16 protein-coding genes are annotated in these 24,077 nt (G+C 48.6%); 5 read left to right on the plus strand and 11 right to left on the minus strand.

Annotated features, from left to right (window positions below; translation table 11 throughout):
* The first annotated feature begins 112 nt into the window (after nucleotides 1–112).
* From WC647_00550 to modB, 3 genes are all read left to right on the plus strand, one after another.
* Nucleotides 113–835 carry a DUF364 domain-containing protein gene (locus tag WC647_00550; protein ID MFA6220780.1) on the plus strand — a complete coding sequence of 241 codons (723 nt, stop codon included), beginning with the start codon at nucleotides 113–115 and terminating at the stop codon, nucleotides 833–835.
* Between the two features lie 90 nt (nucleotides 836–925).
* Nucleotides 926–1,648, plus strand: a complete 723-nt coding sequence (modA, locus tag WC647_00555; protein MFA6220781.1) for a molybdate ABC transporter substrate-binding protein — start codon at nucleotides 926–928, stop codon at nucleotides 1,646–1,648.
* A gap of 57 nt (nucleotides 1,649–1,705) precedes the next feature.
* Nucleotides 1,706–2,395: a molybdate ABC transporter permease subunit gene (gene modB / locus WC647_00560; GenBank protein MFA6220782.1), complete on the plus strand. Its 690-nt coding sequence runs from the start codon at nucleotides 1,706–1,708 to the stop codon at nucleotides 2,393–2,395.
* Between the two features lie 71 nt (nucleotides 2,396–2,466).
* On the opposite strand, the gene WC647_00565 is transcribed toward modB, so the two are convergent.
* The 4 genes from WC647_00565 to WC647_00580 all read right to left on the minus strand — a co-directional run bounded on the left by WC647_00565 (nucleotide 2,467) and on the right by WC647_00580 (nucleotide 9,679).
* Nucleotides 2,467–3,309, minus strand: a complete 843-nt coding sequence (locus WC647_00565) for an ATP-binding cassette domain-containing protein (protein ID MFA6220783.1) — start codon at nucleotides 3,307–3,309, stop codon at nucleotides 2,467–2,469.
* A gap of 157 nt (nucleotides 3,310–3,466) precedes the next feature.
* On the minus strand, nucleotides 3,467–3,973 hold the full coding sequence (gene tsaA / locus WC647_00570) for a tRNA (N6-threonylcarbamoyladenosine(37)-N6)-methyltransferase TrmO (GenBank protein ID MFA6220784.1): 507 nt from the start codon (nucleotides 3,971–3,973) through the stop codon (nucleotides 3,467–3,469).
* Between the two features lie 135 nt (nucleotides 3,974–4,108).
* Nucleotides 4,109–4,318, minus strand: a complete 210-nt coding sequence (locus WC647_00575) for a TOBE domain-containing protein (protein ID MFA6220785.1) — start codon at nucleotides 4,316–4,318, stop codon at nucleotides 4,109–4,111.
* A 339-nt stretch (nucleotides 4,319–4,657) separates the two neighbouring features.
* Complete coding sequence (locus WC647_00580; GenBank protein MFA6220786.1) at nucleotides 4,658–9,679, minus strand: AAA family ATPase; 5,022 nt, start codon at nucleotides 9,677–9,679, stop codon at nucleotides 4,658–4,660.
* Nucleotides 9,680–10,167: 488 nt separating this feature from the next.
* Here WC647_00580 and WC647_00585 point away from each other — a divergent pair, with 488 nt between their 5' ends.
* Complete coding sequence (locus WC647_00585) at nucleotides 10,168–12,573, plus strand: tetratricopeptide repeat protein (protein MFA6220787.1); 2,406 nt, start codon at nucleotides 10,168–10,170, stop codon at nucleotides 12,571–12,573.
* A 92-nt stretch (nucleotides 12,574–12,665) separates the two neighbouring features.
* Entirely contained in the window at nucleotides 12,666–14,282 is a 1,617-nt protein-coding gene (locus tag WC647_00590; protein MFA6220788.1) for an arylsulfatase, read from the plus strand.
* A gap of 156 nt (nucleotides 14,283–14,438) precedes the next feature.
* On the opposite strand, the gene WC647_00595 is transcribed toward WC647_00590, so the two are convergent.
* From WC647_00595 to WC647_00625, 7 genes are all read right to left on the minus strand, one after another.
* On the minus strand, nucleotides 14,439–15,905 hold the full coding sequence (locus WC647_00595; protein MFA6220789.1) for a 4-hydroxyphenylacetate 3-hydroxylase N-terminal domain-containing protein: 1,467 nt from the start codon (nucleotides 15,903–15,905) through the stop codon (nucleotides 14,439–14,441).
* A 113-nt stretch (nucleotides 15,906–16,018) separates the two neighbouring features.
* Nucleotides 16,019–17,569, minus strand: coding sequence for a carboxyl transferase domain-containing protein (locus WC647_00600; protein ID MFA6220790.1), 1,551 nt, complete (start codon nucleotides 17,567–17,569; stop codon nucleotides 16,019–16,021).
* Between the two features lie 263 nt (nucleotides 17,570–17,832).
* Nucleotides 17,833–19,425: a sigma 54-interacting transcriptional regulator gene (locus WC647_00605; protein MFA6220791.1), complete on the minus strand. Its 1,593-nt coding sequence runs from the start codon at nucleotides 19,423–19,425 to the stop codon at nucleotides 17,833–17,835.
* A gap of 432 nt (nucleotides 19,426–19,857) precedes the next feature.
* Nucleotides 19,858–21,258, minus strand: coding sequence for a sugar transferase (locus tag WC647_00610; protein MFA6220792.1), 1,401 nt, complete (start codon nucleotides 21,256–21,258; stop codon nucleotides 19,858–19,860).
* Nucleotides 21,259–21,529: 271 nt separating this feature from the next.
* Entirely contained in the window at nucleotides 21,530–22,027 is a 498-nt protein-coding gene (locus WC647_00615) for a hypothetical protein (GenBank protein MFA6220793.1), read from the minus strand.
* 47 nt (nucleotides 22,028–22,074) lie between these two features.
* Nucleotides 22,075–22,884, minus strand: coding sequence for a methylmalonyl-CoA decarboxylase (gene scpB, locus WC647_00620; protein MFA6220794.1), 810 nt, complete (start codon nucleotides 22,882–22,884; stop codon nucleotides 22,075–22,077).
* 45 nt (nucleotides 22,885–22,929) lie between these two features.
* Nucleotides 22,930–24,075, minus strand: a complete 1,146-nt coding sequence (locus tag WC647_00625) for a CoA transferase (GenBank protein ID MFA6220795.1) — start codon at nucleotides 24,073–24,075, stop codon at nucleotides 22,930–22,932.
* Between the last annotated feature and the right edge of the window lie 2 nt (nucleotides 24,076–24,077).

The raw sequence follows: 24,077 nt of genomic DNA on the forward strand, positions 1-24,077 counted from the left end.
GATATATGATTGGATGTTCAGGCTCAATGGGCAATTTTCGGGTTTCTTTTCTACGCTGACAAAATCTAATGACATTGCGGACCAAAGTTTATCACCGCAAGGGAGAAAAAGGATGGATTTTTTCGATCCGCTTCGAAGGGAATTTCAGAGCCTGGTTGAGACGCATGAGTGGCAAGGCCGCACTGTAGACGTAAGAGTCAAAACGCTCAAGCCCGAAGAAGCGATAGGTAACCCCGAACATAGCGACTATCCGATAATCAAAGGAAGAGAACGGATGATGGAAGCTGAGTTTTTTGGGGGCAGAGGCCAAGCTTTCACCGATATGTATGGAAATTTTGTCGGCACACTCGGGGATGTGAGTTCCATGAGCCTGGACAATAATTATCGAAGAGCGGTTTTTCTGGCTACACTCAACGCTGTCAGTCGACATCTGGGGATCGTCGACAAAACAATTCACTGCAAGGATGACGCCCCCCCGAAATGCGCTAAAGCGTTGGCGCTTTATGTAGCAAAGAATTTCAGCCACCCTAAAATTGCCCTGGTAGGTCTTCAACCCAGAATGGTCGAATCCCTTGCGCGTGAGTTCGATGTGAGGGTCACGGACCTGGACCCCGATAATATAGGGACCACGAAGTTCGGGATCAATATTTGCGGTCCGGAGCACACGGTAGCCAACATTGAATGGAGCGATCTGGTCATTGCGACAGGGTCCATGCTCACAAACGATACTTTGTGCGAAGTGATCGGGAAGAAACCGGCGATCGTCTACGGGGTCACGATTGCCGCCCCCGCTCATTTCCTTAAATTGACAAGGTTCTGCCCATACGGGACCTGAAACTTACGCCTATATTTCACTCAAACCGATCCGATTCCTGATTAAAAGTTAGGATGACCAGGTCTGATTCGTTTTGTCATGGAGGTAAAAATGTTTCGTTTCTTCTTGGTTCCTATCCTGGTATTTGTCTGCCAGATATCCGCGTTCGCCGAACCTCTGATACTGGCTGCCGGCGCTGGGTACAAACGCCCTATGAGTGAAATAATACAGGCCTATCAGTCATCAGGTGGTGATAAGATAGATCAGATTTACGGAAATATGGGCCAAATCATGATGCAGGCTAAAGCGGGCGGGAAGACAGCCTTCATCGTTGGCGATGAGGCCTTTCTTAAAACCTCAGGGATTGATTTTGAGTCATTTCACCAGCTTGGAGAAGGGACGCTGGTAATAGCGTTTGGCAAAAAAGTGAAACTTGATGAGCCAAAAGACCTTCTCAAAGCCGAAATTGTTAAGGTGGCCGTGCCTGATGAAAAAAACGCGATATACGGAAAGGCTGCGAAAGAGTTCCTTCATAAGACTGATTTAATGAAAGGGATCGAAAAGAAACTGCTCGTTGTGTCTACCGTGCCTCAAGTTTCAGCGTATCTGATAAGCGGTGACGTTGAGGCTGGTTTCATTAATCTTACGGACGCGTTATACATCAAAGACAAAATAGGTGGTTATCTCACTCTTGATCGATCCACTTACAGTCCGATCAAACTGACGCTCGGAGTGATCAAGGGATATGGAGATGAATCAAGCGTTAAGAGATTTTTAAACTTTCTTGACGTTGACCCCAAAGTCAAAGAAATAATTAAAAAAGCTGGGATGTAGATCCTGCAACAATGTAATGCTTGTCTCTTTAGTCAATTTTCTGTCGCTGCCGCGCTCATGAACTTACTACACTGGCTTGGATCGGATGTTACCCAAAACATCAGTTTTCCTCTGATGTTTACCGCTAAGGTTGCGGCGATATCTTTGGCCTTGCAGGCGGTTTTCGGTGTCTTACTCGGTTATTACTTAGGCAAAAAAACCAGTCCTGTGCGAAGCGTGGTAGACACAGTAGTGACACTACCCTTGGTTTTTCCTCCTATAGCCCTGGGGTTTCTCCTGCTTCTCTTAATGGGAAAAACGGGCTGGATAGGACATTTTGCCAGGGATGTCTTCGGAGTGGAGATAATCTTCAATCTTTGGGGGGTAGTGATCGCCGCGTTTGTAGCTGGTCTTCCCCTCATAGTGAAGCCTGTTCAGGCCGCGGTCCAAAACGCGGCTACCGATCTCATTGAAGCTTCCTACACGTTGGGGAAATCGGAATCGAAAACGTTCATCTACGTGGTTATCCCAAGTATCAAAAGGAGTATTATGAGTGGGCTGTCCCTTGCCTTCGGAAGATCGCTAGGCGAAGTGGGATTAACCTTGATGCTGGGTGGAAACATCGTCGGAAGGACAAACACGCTTTCTCTGGAAATCTACAATTCCGTTTTTACTGGAGAGTTTGCACGGGCAGGCATTCTCGCCGCAATCTTGGCGTGCGTTTCTTTAGTGATTCTCTTTATGTTGAAGAGATTTTCGGCGACTTGAGCAGGGTTTTGTAAGGGACAATTATTCTAAAAGACAAATTTGTAATTTGAAAGAAATCCGTAAAAGGGTCTTCAACTGACATGAGAAAGCATTCCCTTTCTAACCAATTCTTGTAACTGCCTCTTGTCGAGACGGATTTCGATTTGAGTAGAATCTTGGGCAATAGACGCGACAATAAGAACTGATCCGTTTTCGAGTGATAAACTGAGAATTTGTCCCTTCGACAATCCGACAGATTGAGCCTTATCGTTCAACACCTCACAGGGAAGACCGTCAGATGTGATCAGTCCATTCTGAATCAATATGACTCGATCAGCAAGACGAGAAATTTCCGATTTGTCATGAGAAACAAGAATCGTAGTAAGGTTTAGCTCCTTGTGAAGACGCAGTATTTCGTGCTGAAGCTTTTCCCTCATCGCAGGATCCAAAGCAGACAAAGGCTCGTCAAGCAGGAGGATCTTCGGTCGTCTAACCAGCGCCCTTGCCAGAGCTACCCTCTGCTGTTGGCCACCTGATAGGTTCTCTGGATATCTGTCCTGCAATTCCTCTAACTCAACCATTTCAAGAAGCATATCCACGGACGGATCTTTTCGGCGACCTGACGCATATTCCAAGTTGCCTCTCACGGTCATTGAGGGGAACAACGCGTAGTTCTGGAAGACAAAACCCACGCTTCGTTTTTGAGGTGGCAGGCGAACCTTTTTTGCCAGATCAAACCAAATCTCGTGATCTACTTCGATGCGTCCAGATTCGGGATGGTCGAGCCCCGCCAACATTCGTAACAATGTCGTTTTACCGGCTCCGGACACTCCGGATAAAACGACGAGTTCACCGCGGGAAATGGCGAATTCTACATTTAATTCAAAGGGACCCTCAGATCCGATAAGAAGCTTTTTTAGGTCTATGCTGATCAACTAAGTTGCGCCTTCCCTAGTAACGGATTCACAAGGAAACGCCTTCTTATGACGTTGCTTCTTCAAACTAAATTTTCGTCCGCATTTTCGGTTGGGGGATTTGAGAAAGTTGGGTCCGTACAATCACGAAGAAACGTAGCTTTTTGAACCATTCGATTCAATTAGGGCCATTACCTGTTTGATCAACAAATCTTCTGTCAGCCCGAATCTCTGAAGCTTTTGGAGCCCCTTTGGCGAACCAGCCCGTGCTTTGAACGTCTCGATGATCAAATTCGGGAACAAATGGTTTTATATCCAATAGCGGGGTTTGATCTAAAATATCAACATCTTGAATTTCGAGGTTGTTCCCTTGAATTCCCGTGAGCCTTACCACAGAAAAGCCTATTCCGTTTGGACGTCTTGGGACTCTCGTGGCGAATACTCCTTTAAGAGTAGGGTCCAAAAAGGGGATCACATGTAATGAATAGCCTTTGTTGAGATGAAAGTAATATATGAGAATGATGTGTGAAAAACCCTCAAGATCTTTGAGTCCCGGCGCCAACTCGGGATCAAGCTCGACCGTTCCCTTGACACCAACGGCCGCTACTGATTGAACCGGCATTCCTTCCACATCGGAAAACGGAGAACGAATCATTCCTATTGGCTTAAAAGCTATTTCTTCCATAGTTGGCGTTTGAAGTCCCGATCTAACCGGTTACCCGGTAATAGGCTCCCACTGGCGCAAGGGGGGCCTCATAACATGGTGGGAGCAAGAGACGTTCAGGTAATTTGTGAAGCTACGAGCCACTGGATGACCCGCCTATTCTTTGGCCAACATGACACTGGTGGCTTTGATCAGGACGCTGATTTCGTCCCCGACCTTGATTCCCAGGTTCTTGATGGCATCCATCGTAACCACGGAAGTGATTGTGTTTCCACCGCCGACATCTACCTTCACAGTCGCCACAGCCTTGCCTTCCGTTACGGCCGTGACTTTTCCTTTTAACACATTTCTAATGCTGAGTTTCATAGCGTCTCCTCCAAGATTTATTAATAAGCTTACTTACATCTATTATGACAGCAGACGACAAAGCGCAAACACCCAAGGTTATCTCGCCAAGAGAATAACAGCGGTGACGCTCGTCACAAATATCAAGAACATTATCAGCTCACATGCGCTTTCAGTCATCGGCCACGATTTGCTCAAATTATGATTATTCATCTGTTGAATAGCTATAACATAAGCCCCCCAACCATTGCAAAGAGAAAAATTTGTTCCAAATGAGCATGGTTTTTCAGACGACTGAACTCAAGTCTAATCGTCGCCCAATACAGCTTGCTCTACAGAGGGGAGCGCACCTTCATTTCTCTAATAGTTTGGAGAAGCGGGTTCCTGTTTTTTTTCGAGGAGGGGACGAACATCATCGGCAAGAATCGTAACCAGGTCGGAATGTTTGGGGCTTGAAATTGTTTCCGCAATACGGACCGACTGATTCTTCACTATGCTTTCGAACAGGTTACGAACCAGGCGTCCATTTCCAAAACTTTCATCACGATCTCGATATTCATTGTTGAGAATATATTCAACCAGTTCCAGAGCAGTTGGTTGAATGTCATAATTGCCTTCAGTGCAAAACAACCCGAATATTTCTAGAAGTTCTTTGGGAGAATAATCCGGGAAATAGATGTTGGCGGCAAAACGGCTTTTTAAGCCCTCGTTTGATTGGAGGAATTCCGCCATAGGTTTGTCATATCCCGCCACAATGACCACGAAATCATCACGGTGGTCCTCCATACGTTTGAGCAGGATACTGATCGCATCGTTACCGTAATCCTGCTGAGTGTCTTTGCCCTTGTACAAAGAGTAGGCTTCATCTATGAACAGGATTCCACCTAATGCTTCAACGATTTTTTGGTCTGTTTTCAGCTCAGTCTGCCCAACATACCCGGCTACCAGTCCTGACCTGTCGGTTTCCACCAGATGGCCTTTACTCAACAAGCCTAAGGCCTTGAGCATCTTGCCGTAGATTCGAGCGACTATTGTTTTACCAGTTCCGGGATTACCGAAAAATACGCAGTGCAAAGAAAAGGAATCGGATTTCAACCCTTGTGAATGTCGCATTTTTTGGACGCGAACTAATTTGATAAGCTGATCGATTTCATCTTTGACCCGTTGCAGGCCTATGAGTTTATTCAATTCAGCGAACAGATCGTCTAAGGATTCACTTGAGCCTTTAGGCGGTTTTTTGGTTTTTGCTGTTTTTGGCGCAGAGCTAGTTGGCTTCCGTTTTCTCTGCTTGAGCTGATTTTCAATCTCTCTAAGATAAGTTTCAGATTGAGTGTCGCCCTGTTGAGCGGCGAGCTTGAACCACTTGCCCGCTTCTTTGTAATCCTGGCGAACCCCCCAACCGTAATAATGCACAAGCCCGAGACTGCGCTGTCCCTCCGGTATCCCGTGATCAGCCGCTTTATCAAACCATCTCTTTGCTTCTCCGTAGTCCTGGCTTACTCCCTGCCCATGGGCGTACATGGAACCAAGCCTGGTCTGAGCCTCAGGATGGCCTCTGTCTGCCGCCCGCCGATAGCACTTCAGCGCTTCAACATAGTCCTGAGCTACCCCAAATCCGTTTTCGTACATCAATCCGAGGTTATACTGAGCTGGTGAATAACCCTGGTCCGCAGCTAGCCGATACCACTTGACAGCTTCTCTATAGTCCTTGGGACCCCCATATCCATTTTCGTACATGACCCCCAAATTACATTGAGCCGCTGGATATCCCTGATTTGCAGCTAAGCGATACCATTTTACGGCCTCATCATAGTCTCTGGGGACTCCGAACCCATTTTTGTACATAAGTCCGAGACTGTTCTGGGCATCCGCCAATCCTTGGTCAGCAGCCTTTCGATAATATCTAAGGGCCTCCCTGAAGTCCTGAGATACCCCGAAGCCGTTCTCATACATAACGCCTAAATTGAATTGAGCAACCGAGTATCCTTGTTCAGCGGCTTTACGATACCATTTCAGAGCCTCATTGTAGTTTTTGGAGACTCCAAAGCCATTTTTGTACATGAGTCCAAGGTTGTTCTGAGCGTCCGCTATTCCCTGGTCAGCGGCTTTTCTATACCATCTGAGAGCCTCGATATAGTCTTGAGGCAATCCAAGTCCATTTTCGTACATTACTCCAAGGTTGAACTGAGCTACTGAATAACCTTGCTCCGCTGCCTTACGGTACCATCTGAGAGCCTCTTTGTAGTTCTGGGGAACACCGAAACCATTTTCGTACATGAGCCCAAGATTGTTTTGAGCTACCGAATAGCCCTGCTCCGCTGCCAGCCGATACCATTTTAGGGCCTCATTGTAGTCCTGCGGGACTCCATAACCGTGCTTATACATCAACCCGAGATTGTTTTGGGCGTCAGCCAGCCCTTGGTCGGCGGCTTTTCGATACCACCTCATGGCTTCATTGTAATCCTGGGGCGTCCCCTGGCCATATTGGCACATTACTCCAAGGTTGAACTGGGCTAATGAATAACCTTGCTCTGCGGCCGATCTGTACCATTTGACCGCTTCTTTACGATCGCGTGGAGTCCCAAAGCCGTTATCGTACATGAAACCTAGGTTGCTCTGAGCTATCGCGTAACCCTGCTCGGCAGATAGTCGATACCACTTCACGGCTTCCTCAAAGTCCTTGGTCACGCCAAATCCGTTTTCGTACATATAACCAAGGTTTCTTTGAGCCATGGCGTAACCCTGCTCGGCGGATAGTCGATACCACTTTACGGCTTCCTCAAAATCCTTTGCAGCGCCCAAGCCATTCTTGTACATCTGCCCCAAACTATTCTGAGCTTCGGCCAATCCCTGATCAGACGCCAAGCGATACCATTTCATAGCTTCATCGTGATCCTGGGTTACTCCCAAACCGTTTTCATACATATAACCCAGATTCCTTTGGGCGACCGGATATCCCTGATCGGCGGCCAAGCGGAACCACTTTACCGCTTCATCAAAGTCCCTGGCCACGCCGAATCCACTCTTGTACATTATTCCAAGACCGCCCTGAGCCTCCGCCAATCCGTGTTTGGCGGCCAAACGATACCACTTCAACGCCTCGCCGTAGTCCTGAGTAACACCCTGACCATTTTCATACATTGCTCCGAGATTGAGCTGCGCTTCCGCCAGATCTTCTTCGACAGCAAGCAGGAACCATTTCACAGCTTCATCGTAATCTCGCGGGACTCCAAAGCCATTCTTGTACATCAACCCGAGGCTGTTTTGGGCTTCCGCCAATCCCTGGTCAGACGCCAGACGATACCACTTCAAGGCTTCAGTGTAGTCCTGGGTAACTCCCTGACCGTTCTCATACATTACCCCCAGATTGAACTGCGCCGCCGGATAACCTTGAGCCGCGGCCAATCTATACCATTTCACGGCTTCAGCATGATCTTGAGACGTCCCCAGACCTTTCTCGCACATTACCCCCACGTTGCTCTGGGCTACGGAGTATCCCTGTTCCGCTGCCAAGCGATACCACTTCACAGCCTCGTCAAAGTCCTGGGCTACCCCAAGGCCGTTTTTGTATAAAAGTCCCAGATTATTCTGGGCCTCTGACAATCCTTGATCCGCCGCCCGTCGATACCACTTTATAGCTTCAGTGTAATCCTGAGGAACGCCATGGCCATTTTCGCACATTACACCGATATTAAATTGGGCCACGGAGTACCCCTGATTGGCGGCCAGCCTGTACCACTTCACAGCCTCATGATGATCCTGTACGACCCCTAAACCGTTGTCGTACATGAAACCGAGGTTGCTCTGGGCTATCACATATCCCTGATCTGCGGCCAGACGATACCACTTTATAGCTTCATCAAAATCTTCGGACACGCCCAGCCCATTTTCATACATGAAACCAAGGTTGTTTTGAGCTATTGCGTAACCGTCTTCAGCAGCAAAACGATACCACTTTACAGCTTCATTGAAATCCTGAGGAACCCCTAGACCGCTCTTGTACATTAGCCCAAGGTTGTTTTGGGCCTCGGCCAGGCCCTGGTTGGCGGCTTTCCGGTACCATTGTATGGCTTCATCATGATCCAGAGTGACGCCTAATCCATTTTTGTACATTAACCCAAGGTTATTCTGCGCCTCCGCCAGCCCCTGTTCAGACGCCAGACGATACCACTCGACAGCCTTTCTAAAGTCCTGAGGCGTGCCCAAGCCGTTTTCATACATAACTCCGAGGTTGTTTTGCGCTACGGCGTATCCTTGATCAGCGGCTAAACGATACCATTTTACGGCTTCATCGAAGTCTTCCTGAGTCCCCAGACCGTTTTCACACATGAAACCAAGATTGTTTTGCGCTACAGCATACCCCTGAGCAGCGGCTAAACGATACCATTTTACGGCTTCATCAAAATCCTGTGAGGCTCCTAATCCGTTCTTGTACATTAATCCCAAATTGCTTTGGGCTTCCGCCAACCCTTGTTCAGCCGCTTTACGGTACCATCTCACAGCCTCATCATAGTCCTGGGGGGTTCCCAAGCCGTTTTCATACATAATGCCCAAATTAAACTGAGCTACCCAATAACCTTGTTCCGCTGCCTTGCGATACCATTTCAAAGCCTCGTAATAGTCTTGAGACACACCCAGGCCATTTTCGTACATAAATCCGAGGTTGCTTTCCGCTACTGAGTAACCTTGCTCCGCAGCTAGCCGGTACCATTTCACAGCCTCTTTGTAGTCCTGGGGAACGCCCAGCCCGTTTTTGTACATTAATCCCAGATTGTTTTGAGCGTCGGCCAACCCTTGATCGGCAGCCTTGCGGTACCATTTCACGGCTTCATTATAATTTTGGGGGGCTCCTAATCCATTCTCATACATACCACCAAGATTGAACTGCGCTACCGAGTATCCCTGTTCAGCAGCCAGGCGATACCATTTCACAGCCTCTTTAGGGTCGTGCGGCGCTCCAAAACCATTGTCGTACATGAACCCAAGGTTGCTCTGAGCTACTGAATAACCCTGCTCCGCAGCCTTGCGGTACCACTTCACAGCTTCCCTGTAATCCTTATGTACTCCGATCCCCCGCTTATACATCAGTCCAAGATTGTTTTGAGCGTCGGCAAGCCCCTGTTCTGCAGCCAGGCGATACCATTTTACAGCTTCATCATGGTCTTGGGGGGCTCCAAAACCATTTTCATACATTTTGCCCAAACTAAATTGAGCTACTGAATATCCCTGTTCAGCGGCCAAGCGATACCACTTCGCAGCTTCTCGAAGGTCTTGTGGCGCGCCAAATCCATTTTCATACATAAAACCTAGATTGAACTGGGCTAGAGCGTCGTTTTTCGACTCCGCCATTCTTCTGATTCGGTATATCTCGGCTTTCTGCATCTCAGAATCGATCTCCCAGACTTAAAATGACCAAAACCCCAAAATTATTTAATACGCCAAGGCTGTAAACTGATGAATTCATGACCTTATCACATGATAAAATTGGTCGGTTCAGCTTCCGTGGATTGACTGCCCCGACCCCGTAGCCCATTTTTTTGCAGTTTGTAAACTAGTTCAACGCATCCCATTAGGTCAAGCAATAATATGCAATATTTACTACCTTAAAGATCATTTTATTCATGTTAATTATTAGTTTTTAAAACGAGCGCCAGGGCAGATTTTCCGAAATGGCCTCAAAGCATATGCAGGGAAACTCAAGCTAAACAACTTTACCAAATTTTCGATGAAGGATATCCTTATGCTCCCGAGCAATTTTTGAGTGACTTCACTTTTGACGCGGCGACATAATTATAATGGCATAATTTCACATGCCGAGACCCCAGACAGGAATCGCTACTGTCCTGGGACTGAAACGAGAGGGAGCTAGGATGATAGCACGATTCGCACGGGCATTCGTTGCGCTAGGGGCAACGGTCGCCATAGCTGTTCTGCATCCAGACCTGGGGCTTTGCGCTGAACCGCCCACAAAATCGCCACAAGCGACACCTGTTGGTTCCTACACTGGCTCGGTAAGTTGTCGCAAATGTCACGAGAAATTCTACCAACTGTGGGCTCCATCTCATCACGGGTTGGCAATGCAGCCGTATACCTCTGAATTGGCCCGTAAAAAGCTCTCCCCCCAAACCACGGAAATCGTTATCGGGGACTCGAAGTACCGTGCGGATATCGCCGGCGAGAACGGGTGGGTCATCGAACAGGCGCCTGAAGGAGAAAAGAAATATCGGATCGATTACGCGATGGGTGGCAAGAATGTGTACTACTTTCTGACAGCCATGGATCGCGGGCGGCTCCAGACACTGCCCGTAGCCTACGACGTTAACACAAAAGAATGGTTTGACATGGCAGCCAGTGGAGTACGACACTTTCCGGGACAGACGGATGAACCGATACACTGGAAGGATTGGCAGTACACCTTCAATACAGCTTGTTACGGGTGTCATGTGAGCCAGGTCTCTACAAACTATGATCTCAAAACTGACACGTACCATTCGGTCTGGAAAGAGCCGGGCATAAACTGCGAAACCTGCCACGGCCCTGCTGGGGAGCATGTAAGAGTCTGCGAGAACGCTCCAAAGGGAACAGTACCCAAGGATCTGAAAATCAAACGGGGTGGCAGGGATTTTACCCATGAACAGAACAACGCAACGTGCTCCAGTTGTCATGCAAAGGCTGTTGTGCTAACGGATACCTTCCAGCCCGGTGACAGGTTCTTCGACCATTATGGTTTGGTCACTCTCGAAAATCCTGACTATTACCCCGATGGCCGTGACCTAGGAGAGAATTACACTTACACATCCTGGCTGATGAGCCCCTGTGTGAAGTCTGGCAAAATCGATTGCCTCCATTGCCACACATCGAGTGGTCGGTACAAGTTCAAGGCCGAGGACAAGGCCAATCAGGCTTGCATGCCCTGCCATAAAGACAAGGTCGACAATGCGCCAGAGCACACGCGCCACAAGGCCGACAGTCCTGGAAATAAATGCATTTCCTGCCACATGCCCACTACGGAATTCGCCCGGATGCGCAGGAGCGACCACTCGATGCTGCCGCCAACGCCCGCAGCCACGATAGCATTCAACTCACCCAACGCCTGCAACGTTTGCCACAAGGACAAGACCCCTCAGTGGGCTGACGAATGGGTCCGCAAGTGGCGCCAAAGAGATTATCAGGCTTCAACGCTTTTCCGAGCCTCGCTGATAGCTTCCGCCAGGACACGAGATTGGACCAGGTTGCCCGAGATGCTCGACTACGTGGTTAGCAAAGATCGGGATGAAATCTTTGCCACGGCGCTTATCCGACTGGTCCAGACTTCCGGGGACCCGCAGGTGGTTCCGGCATTGCTCAAGGCGATCAGAGACCCTTCGCCTCTCGTGCGCTCTTCAGCCGCCACCGCTCTGCAAAACGCCCCAACCCAGGAGGCTGTTCTGGCGCTCGTGGAGGCTACGGGAGATTACTACCGCCTTGTTCGCATTCGAGCCGCCGCCGCTCTGGCCGCTTATCAGAATCTCCCGCTGACGGAAGTGGACAAGAAAAAAGTCGAAGCCGCAAATAAGGAATACATGGAATCAATCCTGTCACGTCCCGATCAGTGGGAATCCCATTACAATATGGGCAACTACTACCTGGATCGCCGTGATTTCAAGCAGGCGATTGATTCGTATGAGAAGGCGCTCCAGATGGAGCCACGCGGAGTGCTGGCAATGGTCAACGAAGCAATGGCGTACGCCCGCATGGGAGAAAATAAAAAAGCCGAGGAGGCGTTGACTAAGGCGCTCAAAGTAGCCCCTGACAACGCCGCCGCTAATTTCAATATGGGCCTGATCAAGGCCGAGGAAAACGATCTCGTCACGGCGGAGAAACACCTACGAGTGGCCCTCAAAACAGACCCTCAGATGGCTCAAGCGGCGTACAACCTGTGCATAATTCTCTCGAAGGACCGCGTCAATGAGGCCGTGGATTTCTGCAGAAAGGCTGCGGAGATCCGACCGGACATGCCCAAGTATGCCTTTACCCTGGCTTTTTATCAGCAGCAAACGGGAGACCTCGCTGGCGCTGCAAGCGTACTGGATGGCCTTATAACAAAATATGCGGCCTATGCCGATGCGTACGTGCTTTTGGGAGCCATCTATGAAAAACAGGGCAAGAAGGAGCAAGCAGAGGGAGTGTACAATAAGGGACTGGCTGTCACAGGTATGCCGGACCAGTACAAGGTTCGTATGAAAGCTCGCCTAAACGCCCTGAAGGGTAACCCTCCAGGAGCGCTACAGAAATGAGTCTTTTAACAACATCATGAAAGGATAGGAGAATGAAGCTTAAACCACGACATGCGGTAAGTGCCTTTGCCGTGCTATTTGTGGCGATGGCAATGCTATGCGGCCCTACGTTCGCTGCTGACAAAAAACCTAACATTCTGTTTATCATGGGTGATGACGTCGGTTGGTTCAACATCGGAGCGTACCACCGCGGCATGATGTCCGGCAAGACACCCAACCTGGACCGGCTTGCGACCGAGGGCATGATGTTTACCGACTACTATGCTGAGGCAAGCTGCACCGCTGGCCGATCTAACTTCATTACAGGGGAACTGCCGATCCGGACGGGCTTGACCACGGTGGGCCAGGCCGGAGCTGATGTGGGCCTCCCCGCTCAAGCCTGCACCCTTGCCACCGCCCTTAAAACGCAAGGCTACCTTACAGGACAGTTCGGAAAGAACCATTTAGGCGATTTGAACAAATACCTGCCAACAGTGCACGGCTTCGACGAGTTCTTCGGCTATCTGTACCATCTCGACGCGATGTCGGACCCGTACTGGTTCGACTACCCCCAGGATTGGGTGAACAAGTTCGGGCCTCGCAATCTGGTCCACTGCTGGGCTACTGACGTAGATGACCCCACCGAGATGCCGCGCTGGGGTAAAATAGGAAAGCAAAAAATAGTGGATGAGGGACCACTGGCTCCATTCCCAAACATGGCTGGCCGACAGAACTGGCAGGAGGGTCGCAAGGCCAAGTACGACATGGAGACCTTTGATGGGGTCCTGGTCGAAAGTTCCAAGGGCTTCATGGACAAGGCCAAGAAGGAAGGAAAGCCCTTCTTTATCTGGCACAACACTACACGGATGCACGTCTTTACGTACCTCTCTCCAAAATATCAGGCTCTCATGAATCCAAAAAGCAACTACGGCCTGGAAGAGGCGGGCATGGCCCAGATGGATGACGATATCGGAGTCCTCCTGAAGCACCTTCAGGACATAGGTGAAGCCGACAACACCATCGTTGTGTTCACAACCGACAACGGCGCTGAGGTATTCACCTGGCCGGATGGCGGCATGACACCGTTCAAGGCCACCAAGGGGACAGTCTTCGAAGGCGGATTCCGTGTGCCTGCAATCATTCGCTGGCCAGGCAAGATCAAACCAAACACGGTAGAGAACGGAATTTTTTCAGGACTCGACTGGTTTCCGACACTGGTGGCAGCAGCCGGCAATCCCGACATAAAGGACCAACTCCTGAAGGGAGTAAAGCTCGGTGACCGCTCGTATAAAAACCACCTCGATGGTTACAACCAGATGGACCTTCTCACTGGGAAGGGGCCATCCGCTCGTCACGAGATCTTCTACTTCGGCGGTCCGCACTTGGGCGCCGTCCGCATCGACGACTTTAAGTTCCAGTTTTTCCAGCAGCCAGGGGGCTGGCCTGGGCCCAAAGTCACGACGGACATGCCTACCATAGTAAACATCCGACAAGATCCGTTTGAGCGAACCCCGTCGACTGGCAGCCAGAGTCTGAATGATCTAGGCGGCGGTTACATGAACGACTTCTATGCTCGTGAGTTTTGGCGGTTCGTAATGGTTCAGGATTACGTGGGAAAGCTTGCGAAAACGGCCCTCGAGTATCCTCCGATGCAAGCGCCTGCGAGCTTTAGCCTTGAGGCGATAAAAGCCAAAATCGACGAGGCGCTCAAAAATCAGACGGGACAATAGTCTAATTGTCGAAAAGACGGGCGCTTCCTCAGGGGTGGCGCCCGCTTCATCATATCGGTCACATTATCAGTACTGGCTACAACTCGAGCCCGATGCCATACGGCATCATCTTCTAACAAAGGAAGTCTCAGGTAAGCATGGCAATATCTGAGACTTTCAGTCCATTTTCATTCCAGCCAGCCGTTTCACAATGTTTTTTCTCAATTTCATGTCAAATTGTGAAGTGATCGCAATTTGTTCCATTATTGGCGATCCCCCTCCATGCACACCGGCGTAGTTAATTGCTGCGCCTGCAGAAGAACAGGCAAAATCAGTGAAAAATAGCCAGAATTTTATTTGCTCTTCGACGGGAATTTCCGGATTGCGTTTCAGATACTTATCGAAAAACCCCTTAAGCTCATCGTTAAACAGATCCTGTTCAAAAGGAAATGTGGCAGGCATTCCGCCGGCCAGTTTACAAAGTATCTCCTGCTCATGATAGACGGAATCGCCGGTAAGACAGCGGCCCACATTAGCGTATATGGAATTGGGGATATAAGCGCCAGGTCCATACGGGCGTACCCCTATCCCTGGGATGAAGAGTTCCGGTTTCCCGAGGGATGACGCAGTGTAACCAGCAGCGTATCCCAACTCAGAAATCGTTATGAGTTCGGCGAGGTGTTCCCGGACGTGGTCGGCCTTTTCAATTCCATTCACCTCGGACGCTAGAGACGCCAGCCCCAGCAAAATGTCTCCGACAGCCGGCTTGCAGCCGGAGTAACTGTGCCTGTGGAAAAGAGCGAATAGTAACGCGCAGATACCGCCATGTTGATATTCCCCACAGAGGAAGACTCGGTCCCAGGGTACGAATACATCGTCAAAGATCACATAAGAATCGGCGGCTCCCCAATTGAATCCACGCTCTATGTGGCTACGTTTTCGGAAATTGTGAGGGTGAATTACCTGCTTTACACCTTCGTGGTCCGCAGGAATCGCGAATGACACAGCATAATCTCCTTCGTCAGGGGTTAGTGAACGGGTGGGTACAACGACGATTTCGTCCGCGACAGCCGCAAAGGTAATATGGACCTTGCAGCCCCTAACCACTATACCATCACTCCGCCTTTCCACTACTCGGAGGTAAGCGTCCGGATCGGTTTGCTTCGAAGGTCTTTTCAGTCGTTCACCTTTGACATCTGTCTGAGCGCAGGAACCGACTAAATCGTTCGTCTGGAAATACTCCAGCCACTTTAGAAAATTTTTGTAATACTCAGTTTGTCCCTTGTTACCCCTGTCAGCTTCATAGGAAACGGCATTGATCGAGTTCAGGGCATCCACGCCCATGCATCGTCCCACACAGTAGCCCACCCTCCGACACAATGCCCTTGTCATGTCCTGCTTCTTGTGGAGGTCTTCGTTGCTCTGGTGCACATGGCAGAATCGGTTGATTTTTTGACCGGTGATGTGAGACACGGCAGTGCAAAGGTTTTCGATTTCGGGGTCTTGGGCCGCTTCGAATGTAGATCCAATCACATTTATCGACGGAATCAGGTCTTCGTGATCCCTGTCAATCTTCTCACCTTTAAAGTATATGTTTCGATTTAATTTTTTCAGTCCATCAATGTATTGCTCTTTTGTTCGCACAATTCTTCTCCGATCTTTTGAATATTTTCAGCTTGGCGCCCTAACGGCATGTTGCAGACTGAGGCCTGACGAAAAATGGTAGCTAGAGAGCCTGAGCTATTAAAATCTTAATTTCAGAAAGTAGTAGGCCAATTCGCCAGCAATCTCTTGCTTCTGTAGTCTCCCTCCACGCCTCTTGACAACTTGAGGGTCTGGATTAGGACCTTGCGTGTATCCGCGGGGTTGATCACATCATCCAACAAATATAGTCCGGCAGCTTTCCATGGAGCGCTCGCCGCCCTGATCCGTTGTTCAGCTTTCTCTCTAACGGCCTTGGCGTCATCTGATTCCTCAAATTTTCTGTGATAAACAACATTGGCCGCAATCTCCGGGGCCATAAAACTGATTTCCGCGTTTGGCCAGGCGAGTACAAAATCAGCTCCCATGCCTGTTCCACACATGTTGGAATAAGCCATCCCATAGGATTTCCTAATTACGACGGAGATCTTTGGCACAGTCGAAAGAGCGACCGCCTCGATAAAATTTATGATCTTGCCTGGCATGCGCTTGAGTTCAGCAGCTTTGCCTACCAGAAAACCGGGGGTGTCATGCAAAAAAATCAGTGGAATATGGTATGAATCACATAAGCATATAAAACTGCAGCATTTATCGCAACCGTCTGGTCCCATAGCGCCTGCGTTGTACATCGGCTGGTTTGCTATAATTCCTACGCTGTGGCCGTCGATTCTGGCAAGACAAGTAATGACGCTCTGATCAAAGTCGGGTTTAAGTGAAAAGATACTTTCGTCGTCCACTATAGTCCTGATAACCCAATTCATATCGTACCCGCGACGTGACTCATCAGGAACGATTGACATCAGCATTTCCTGTCTTGAGTCCTGATCATCGTTCTCAGCAGGGGTTAGAGGAGGCAATTCACGAGCATTTGACGGCATAAATGAAAGAAACTCCCGTACAATCCGGAAACACTCGTCTTCATCTTCAGCCACTCGATCCACCTGGCCGGTAACTTCAGCATGGAGTTTCCATCCCCCCAGATCTTCGTTTTCGACCTTCTCGCTTGTAGCCAATTCCAGCACACGGGGACCGGAAACAGCCATACAAGAACCTTTTACCTGAACCACAAAATCCGCCAGAGCGGCCAACCAAGAGGGAGCGCCAAAACATTCGCCCATAATTGTTGCGACCATGGGAGTCTGACGACAACGACCGGCAGTTTCTTTTCTCATGGTCATGGAACCCAAACCCTCGGAACCCATGATGTCAGGAATACGGGCTCCGCCTCCCTCACCCAAATTGATCACCGGATAACCCTTCTCGGACGCCCAACGATTGAGACGGTGTTCCTTCTCAACACCTACTCGCCCTCCACTTCCGGCCAGCACTGTCGCATCATCCGCTGTCACGGCTACAGGCCGACCATTGATTGTCCCAAATCCGCATACTTTTCCATCAGCAGGGGTTTTGTCTTCCATGCCGGGGATATCTGAATGGTTGAGCAATCCGATTTCGAAAAAACTCTCCGGATCCAGCAACTTGGCTATTCGCTCCCGGGCGCTCCCATGTCCTTCGGCTTTTTTTCGAGCGACCTTCTCAACGCCTCCCATCTCCATGGCCTTGGCCTTTCGGCGCATTAACTCCTCAGAAGCCTCTCTAACTCCCATTAGCTATAACCTCCTGGACTGATAGGGATCACTAGTTGTTCCCTTCAAACGCCGGCAGGCCAGATCTTTTCCATTCCTCAGTACCTCCATCTGTTTGCTTGGATTGCATTCTGACGAGTAATCTGAAGACATGGACAGCAAATGACGTGCCAGTGTCAAGTGGATATACTAATATCACTTAACAGTTTGATAAAACGATATTATTTGATCGTAAAAGAATTGCTTCCGGCGGTGGCGCAATAAAACAACACGATATTTAGTATTTATTGGCTACGATATTTAATGGGTGGGTTTGGTCGCCGTATCCCGAGCTTGCGCATCCGGGATTCCAGCGTAGTCGGTTTCATCCGAAGAAGTTCGGCTGCTCCATCCCTTCCCCGGACTCGCCAGTTGGTTCTTCCAAGTGTCTCGGAAATGTGTTTTCTTTCCATTCCTTCCATCGAAAGCGCTTCACTATCCGTTGGTTTCGTAGAAGCGGGGACATAGGCGTTCAGCATGTCCCCTCTCGTCAGAATCACCGATCGCTCCACAGCATTCATCAACTCTCTAACATTCCCAGGCCAGTCGTACTGCTGATACGCCTCCATAGCTCGCCTTGGTATGCTCTCAATCTTCTTGTCCATTTTCTTTGAGTATTTGTTTACAAACCACCAGATCAGAGCCGGAATGTCTTGCTTCCTCTCCCTGAGTGGAGGAACCGTAATCTTGAAAACATTCAACCGATAGTAAAGGTCTGGACGGAAAATTCCTTCGTGAACAGCCTTTTCAAGATCCTTGTTGGTACTGGCAATAACCCGGACGTCAACCGTGACCGTTTTGGAACTTCCCAGCCTTTCGAAAGTTCCATCCTGAAGAACCCGGAGTAGTTTGCTCTGAAGCTGGACAGGCAGTTCGCCGACTTCATCCAGCAGTATCGTTCCTTTGTGAGCCGTTTCGAAGCGCCCGATTTCTCTGGAAGAGGCTCCCGTAAAGGCGCCTTTCTCCCGCCCGAATATCTCACTCTCTATGAGGCCTTGGGGAATAGCGGCGCAGTTCACTTTTACCATTATTCGTTCTCTCCGGTTGCTCAGTCTGTGTATCGCGTCCGCTATCAATTCCTTGCCTGTCCCGGTTTCTCCTTGAATGAGCACGGTGGAGTCAGTTTCAGCGACCTGCTCGACCAGGCTTAACACCTGTTGAATAGTTTGACTCTCTCCGATGATGTCTTCATAATTTCTAAAGAGCCTGACTTGTCGTCTCAAATAGACGTTTTCAGCCTCCAGTTGTTCTTTCAGGAGCTTTATCTCGTTAAAGGCTTTTTTAAGCGCCTTGTCTGACCGTTTTCTCATCAGGGCGTTGGCGAAAACGTCCCCTAGTAGCCTGTAACGTTCGACATATGATTCCGGCCAGGCCGCGCTTGGGAAACGGGAACTGAAACTCAGAGCCCCAACTATTGTTCCACCTACGGACAATGGTATAGAAATGTTGGAAACCGAGCCTACTTCCCTGAAACGGTGTTTGTCTACTGCAGCTTCCACAGGCAGCTCTTCAACATTGGTAAACTGGACAATGTTTCCACGCCTGATTTGATCGAAAGTCCAAGGCCAGCTTCTGACTGAAGGCCGGCTAGGGAGTTTTTCTACACCATCAACCGCCCAGGTATGCGTGAAACGGGCTTTTGTCTGGTCTTCAGAGAATTGAGCCAAAGTCCCTACCTTCATGTCCAGAAAGGCGCCTATTCTCCCCATCCACCTCTCAATTTCCTCATCTACCTTTTCGGAAGGAAGATTCACAAAAGTCGCAGAAAGATCGGAGAGTAACCTTTCGAAGCGCAAAAGAGTTACGGCTTCGGCGTCCTTTTTGTTCCAGTTGGGCAATTCTAAGGCACTCGCTCTTTTTACACGGTAGTCTCTAAAAATAGCGTCCCAGCCTATAAACTATAGGCCAATCAACGGCAACCTCAAGCAAGAGCGCTCGCTAAAGACAGCAACACAAAAAACAGAGCAAGAAGGATTCTCATTTGTCCACGTCCTTTCACAGTTTTCCATAACTCACAATTATTTTTCCCTAATTCCTGACGAGAACCTGGAAAAAGAGCTTCACATGAAACATGTTTTCCATTTTGATAAGCTATTATAGCATGTTATGACTTATTTGTGGAGATTTTTCAGAACTGAAAAGTATATGACTTCATTTCTCATTTTGAATAAGGCGTAACTTGTGGGTTTCAAGTTGCGCCGACCAAATAATAATCCTTGGGCCAACTGAATGGCTGGTAATTTTCTGTCGTCCTTACAAACGAATCAATATCAATCGGCGCCCCGCCCTCTAAAAACTTCAAAAACAGTAAGGAAAAGTATCTTTAGATCCATGAACATGGAGTAGTTTGTGACATAATAAAGATCAAGGTGGGTGTTAAGGTGCATCGGCGCTTCATTTCTTCCTGAAATCTGCCACCAGCCTGTGATTCCAGGAGGTACAAGGATCCTTTGCCATTGCCATGCTTCGTATTCCTGTGTGATAAAGGGCTGCTCAGGACGAGGACCAACCATAGACATTTCTCCCTTAATCACATTGAAAAGTTGGGGTAATTCGTCCAAAGACCACCGGCGCAAGAATTTTCCTACTTTGGTAATTCGAGGATCATTTTTAAACTTGTAGATTTTTCGTCCTTGTCCGTCAATTTTAACACCCGAGAGATCAGGATCTTGAGCATTATCGATCATGGTCCTGAATTTGTACATGGTAAAGAGTTTCCCGCCATTCCCAACTCTTTTGGCGAGAAAAACCACCGGGCCAGATGATTCAATTTTTATGGCTAAAGCTATCATTATAAACACAGGCCATATCAGGATCAGCGAAACGGTAGCGATTACAAGATCAAAAATCCGTTTGAACATCCTGTTCCAGCCATTGATGATCGGCTCAAGAATTCCCACCATTACAACATTGCCAATTCTTTCAATGTCCAATTCAATGAATGGTAGTTGAGAATAATTTTGAGCCAGAAAAAGTCTGACAGGGATCCTGATCAATTCCATGACCAATGGCCGCAGCGCCGATAAGCTGGACGTATCGAGTGACATAATAACTATGTCGATCTGGTTTTCTCTCACTATCTTCGGTAAATGTTCCGCTGTTCCAAGAAATGGAGCCTGCAACTCGACGTCTTTCGGAGTTTCGAAATCCGAAAATCCCACTATCGTATAACCAGTCGTGAATTCTCTGAGAATCGCTGGGCTCAACCCTGATGAAGCTTTCAAATCCCCAAAAATAAGAACCCTTCCGACGCTGTTCCCGTTTTCCGTTCCGGCCATGATTGACCACAGGATATATCGACAAACCGCAAGGGCCACAAAATTGGAAACACTAAAGTATATTACAAACAGCCGAGATATCTCTCTAAAAGAAAAATACAGTATCCCAACAAAAAACCAGCCCCACAAGGCGTAAGAAAGCACAAACGACATCATCTGAACAGACGGTCTTGGACGTTGCCTGAAATTATATACGCCAGAAAAGCCAAACACTATTAAAAGAGACAAGGGCGTTACAAAGTAGATTAAATGATGAGGAATAACCGACGGCGCTGCAATTTCCTGGCCCGGCAAAAAGGGCCTTAAATTTGCCACAGCTAGAAGAGTCAACAGGGTAACCAAAAAGTCCGAAACGATCAGGGCTAGCTGATACCTATAATAAAGCTTGTACATATGTTTGATATATCCGAAATCTCTTGCAGAATTTCTGAAACACACCACCTCGCAAATTGATAGCACGAATAAGACGTTCCATCCAGTGTCCGTTCTCCAAATTCATCTGGCTACAGAATCTCAGCGTACGACCTTGGATAGCGTCGCATTCTTGTTCTGTCAATCTGATTGTAGTATTAAATTAGGCTGGCCGCTAATCATGTTATCTTCAGTTCGCGGCGCCGGCGCTAGAGGCGCCTGTGATGGAACCGCGAACAAGTCGATTATTAATTCACATCTTGTCCATACTGGACGGCTTTCCCCCACTTTTCATGTCTTCAGAGTTTTTGTCCTTTTCATCCATTTTTCCCTTCATCTTCATTTCCATCATTTTCATCATTGGGCTCGACATCTTCCCTTCAGGACCGAAAGGAGCGGCGTTTATTTTGGAGATCTGATCCGGTTTCAAAACTCCTCTGGCTTTCTTGGAAATTTCCTTGTCCAATTCTTTCAGTTTTTGAACCTGGTCGTAGGTAAGTCCTAATTCGTTGGCTCTGGCCAAAAGCGCCAGAGGAGAATAACTATCTCCCAGCATCATGGCTTGACCTTTTTGCGCATTAGCCATCATGGGACACATCATATTGTGACTCATCTCCGGTTTTGCGGAATGAACCGTTTCTTCCGCAGAAGTTTCAGGCTTGGGCTTGGTTTCCTGGTGTTCCGCCGCTAACGCCAAAGGAACGATTGCCACCCATAAAATGACTGTCAAAACGATTAAATGCTTTTTCATGGTTCCTTCCTTTCCTTAAGTTTTCTGCCTCCACTGAAAGGCTATTTTCACTGATCCTGAAATTGGGGAATACGCTTTTCAAAAAATGCATGGACACCTTCAGAGAAATCGTTGCTCCGATAGGCCTCTCGCCGTAATTGCTGTATCTCCTCGAAGTCGTCGGGACTGAGCGACGGTCCGTCAGTCAACTTCCTCAACTGAACTTTAAGGAGTCGAATAACCTTCGGCGCTCGTGAGGCGATTGTTTCAGCAATCTTAAAAGTTGTGTTTTCAAGGTCTTCCGGCTCTACCAACCGATTGAGCAACCCGAAACGAGAAGCGTCTTCCGCTGAAAGTGGTTCGGCAGTGAAGAGCATCGCTTTGACAACATGGAGAGGCAACACGCCGAGAAAGTGAGTAAGACCGGCCGCGTCATACGCCAGCCCAATCTTAGCGGGGGTGATTGCAAAAGAAGTCGAAGTCGCTCCAACTACCAGGTCGCAAGTCATTGCAAGATCGCATGCTCCACCCCATACGCTACCCTCGATCATGCTTATTACTGGAACTGGGAATCTTCTGACCCGATGCAGGAGTCGTTCAAACGGGATATTCCAGGTGAGCGGATCCTGGCCGTCAAGAGGGATTTCTTTCATATTGTGTCCGGCAGACCATACTTTGGCTTTCGGGTAAGCTCTCAGGATCACTACACGAACAGCTTTATTCTCGAACTCATCCAATGCGTTGAGTACTCCCGAAACCAGTTCGGAACTCAGGCAGTTCGCCTGATGGGGATTGTTCATGGTTACGATTCCAATATTGCTATCCCTGAGTTGGCTTTGCACTATGCAGGCAGAGTCTTGCGCTGCGACGTCATCCATATTTAGGTCTCCTTTTCTGATTTTTGACCCATTAAATGTAAATTATTACTTGAAATAATCTCTAATCTCATCATTGTTAGCGCCCAATACGGGCGGAGGAGCGCTAGCGCAAGAAGAATCAAAACTCCCGAACTTGATTGGATTACCTGGAAACTGTCGGGCGCCAACAGTAACGATCATGTCGCGCTCTATGATTTGCCGCATTTGTTCCGCTTCCGTCACAGACTGTACTAGTCCTGCTGGAATGCCGGATGCCTGCAACTTTTCCGACCAAACGGCTGCGGGTCGAGTCTTTAGAACCTTTTCCATAGCTTCTTTTAAGGACACCTGGTTTTCCATTCGGTTCTCGTTGGTGGCGTACATTGGGTCTGTCTTGGCTTCTTTCAGGCTCAAAGTGTCGCACAGTTTTCCGAACAGATGGTCATTCCCGCAACAAATCGCCAGCATGCGGTCAGCGCATTGATAAGCGTCGAAAGGACAAATAGATGGGTGAGCATTCCCGATTCTTTTTGGATCTATATGTTCCGCCAATGCATCCATCAGTCCATGTTCGAGAAGAGTAAAAGTCCCGTCCAGCATAGCCACATCTACGGTTGTGCCTTTTCCCGTTTTCTGGCGTCCCACCAGCGCCGTGGTAATGGCTGAATACGCAAAGAGTCCGGCCGTGAGATCGGAAATCGATGTTCCTACCCTCGTCGGCTTACCATCAGGAAACCCTGTAACGCTCATTAAACCGCTCAATGCCTGGACCACCGTGTCGTATGCAGGTTCAAGTTTCATGGGCCCTGTTTGTCCAAATCCAGATATAGAGCAGACAATTAGGTGTGGATATTGTTTAACGAGTTCATCTGGGGCCATGCCAAGCCGTTCCATTGTTCCAGGCCTAAAATTTTCCACAACTACGTCGGCTTTGGAAATCATCTTTTTTGCGAAATCCAAATCGTCAGCGTCTTTAAGGTTTAGAGTTATACTCTCCTTGCCTCGATTCACGAATTCAAAATAGACAGAAGATTTATCCTCGTAAAATGGGCCAAAAGCCCTGCTGTCATCTCCGGTCCCTGTTTTTTCAATTTTAATCACCCGTGCGCCTTGGTCCGCTAGCATCATCGTACAAAAAGGCCCACTCAGGACATGGGTAAAATCGATGACCAGGATGCCACTCAAGGGTTTGCTGTTAAGATGCTGGCTCATTA

The organism is Desulfomonilaceae bacterium (assembly GCA_041662605.1).
Lineage (GTDB): Bacteria > Desulfobacterota > Desulfomonilia > Desulfomonilales > Desulfomonilaceae > CAJBEZ01.

Bases quoted from the DNA above. Each gene is read 5' to 3' on its own strand.
- WC647_00610 (MFA6220792.1), bottom strand. From the start codon at position 21,258: ATGTACAAGCTTTATTATAGGTATCAGCTAGCCCTGATCGTTTCGGAC.
- WC647_00580 (MFA6220786.1), bottom strand. From the start codon at position 9,679: ATGCAGAAAGCCGAGATATACCGAATCAGAAGAATGGCGGAGTCGAAA.
- WC647_00585 (MFA6220787.1), top strand. From the start codon at position 10,168: ATGATAGCACGATTCGCACGGGCATTCGTTGCGCTAGGGGCAACGGTC.
- WC647_00615 (MFA6220793.1), bottom strand. From the start codon at position 22,027: ATGAAAAAGCATTTAATCGTTTTGACAGTCATTTTATGGGTGGCAATC.
- WC647_00575 (MFA6220785.1), bottom strand. From the start codon at position 4,318: ATGAAACTCAGCATTAGAAATGTGTTAAAAGGAAAAGTCACGGCCGTA.
- tsaA (MFA6220784.1), bottom strand. From the start codon at position 3,973: ATGGAAGAAATAGCTTTTAAGCCAATAGGAATGATTCGTTCTCCGTTT.
- modB (MFA6220782.1), top strand. From the start codon at position 1,706: ATGAACTTACTACACTGGCTTGGATCGGATGTTACCCAAAACATCAGT.
- modA (MFA6220781.1), top strand. From the start codon at position 926: ATGTTTCGTTTCTTCTTGGTTCCTATCCTGGTATTTGTCTGCCAGATA.
- WC647_00625 (MFA6220795.1), bottom strand. From the start codon at position 24,075: ATGAGCCAGCATCTTAACAGCAAACCCTTGAGTGGCATCCTGGTCATC.
- WC647_00590 (MFA6220788.1), top strand. From the start codon at position 12,666: ATGCTATGCGGCCCTACGTTCGCTGCTGACAAAAAACCTAACATTCTG.
- WC647_00550 (MFA6220780.1), top strand. From the start codon at position 113: ATGGATTTTTTCGATCCGCTTCGAAGGGAATTTCAGAGCCTGGTTGAG.
- WC647_00600 (MFA6220790.1), bottom strand. From the start codon at position 17,569: ATGGGAGTTAGAGAGGCTTCTGAGGAGTTAATGCGCCGAAAGGCCAAG.
- scpB (MFA6220794.1), bottom strand. From the start codon at position 22,884: ATGGATGACGTCGCAGCGCAAGACTCTGCCTGCATAGTGCAAAGCCAA.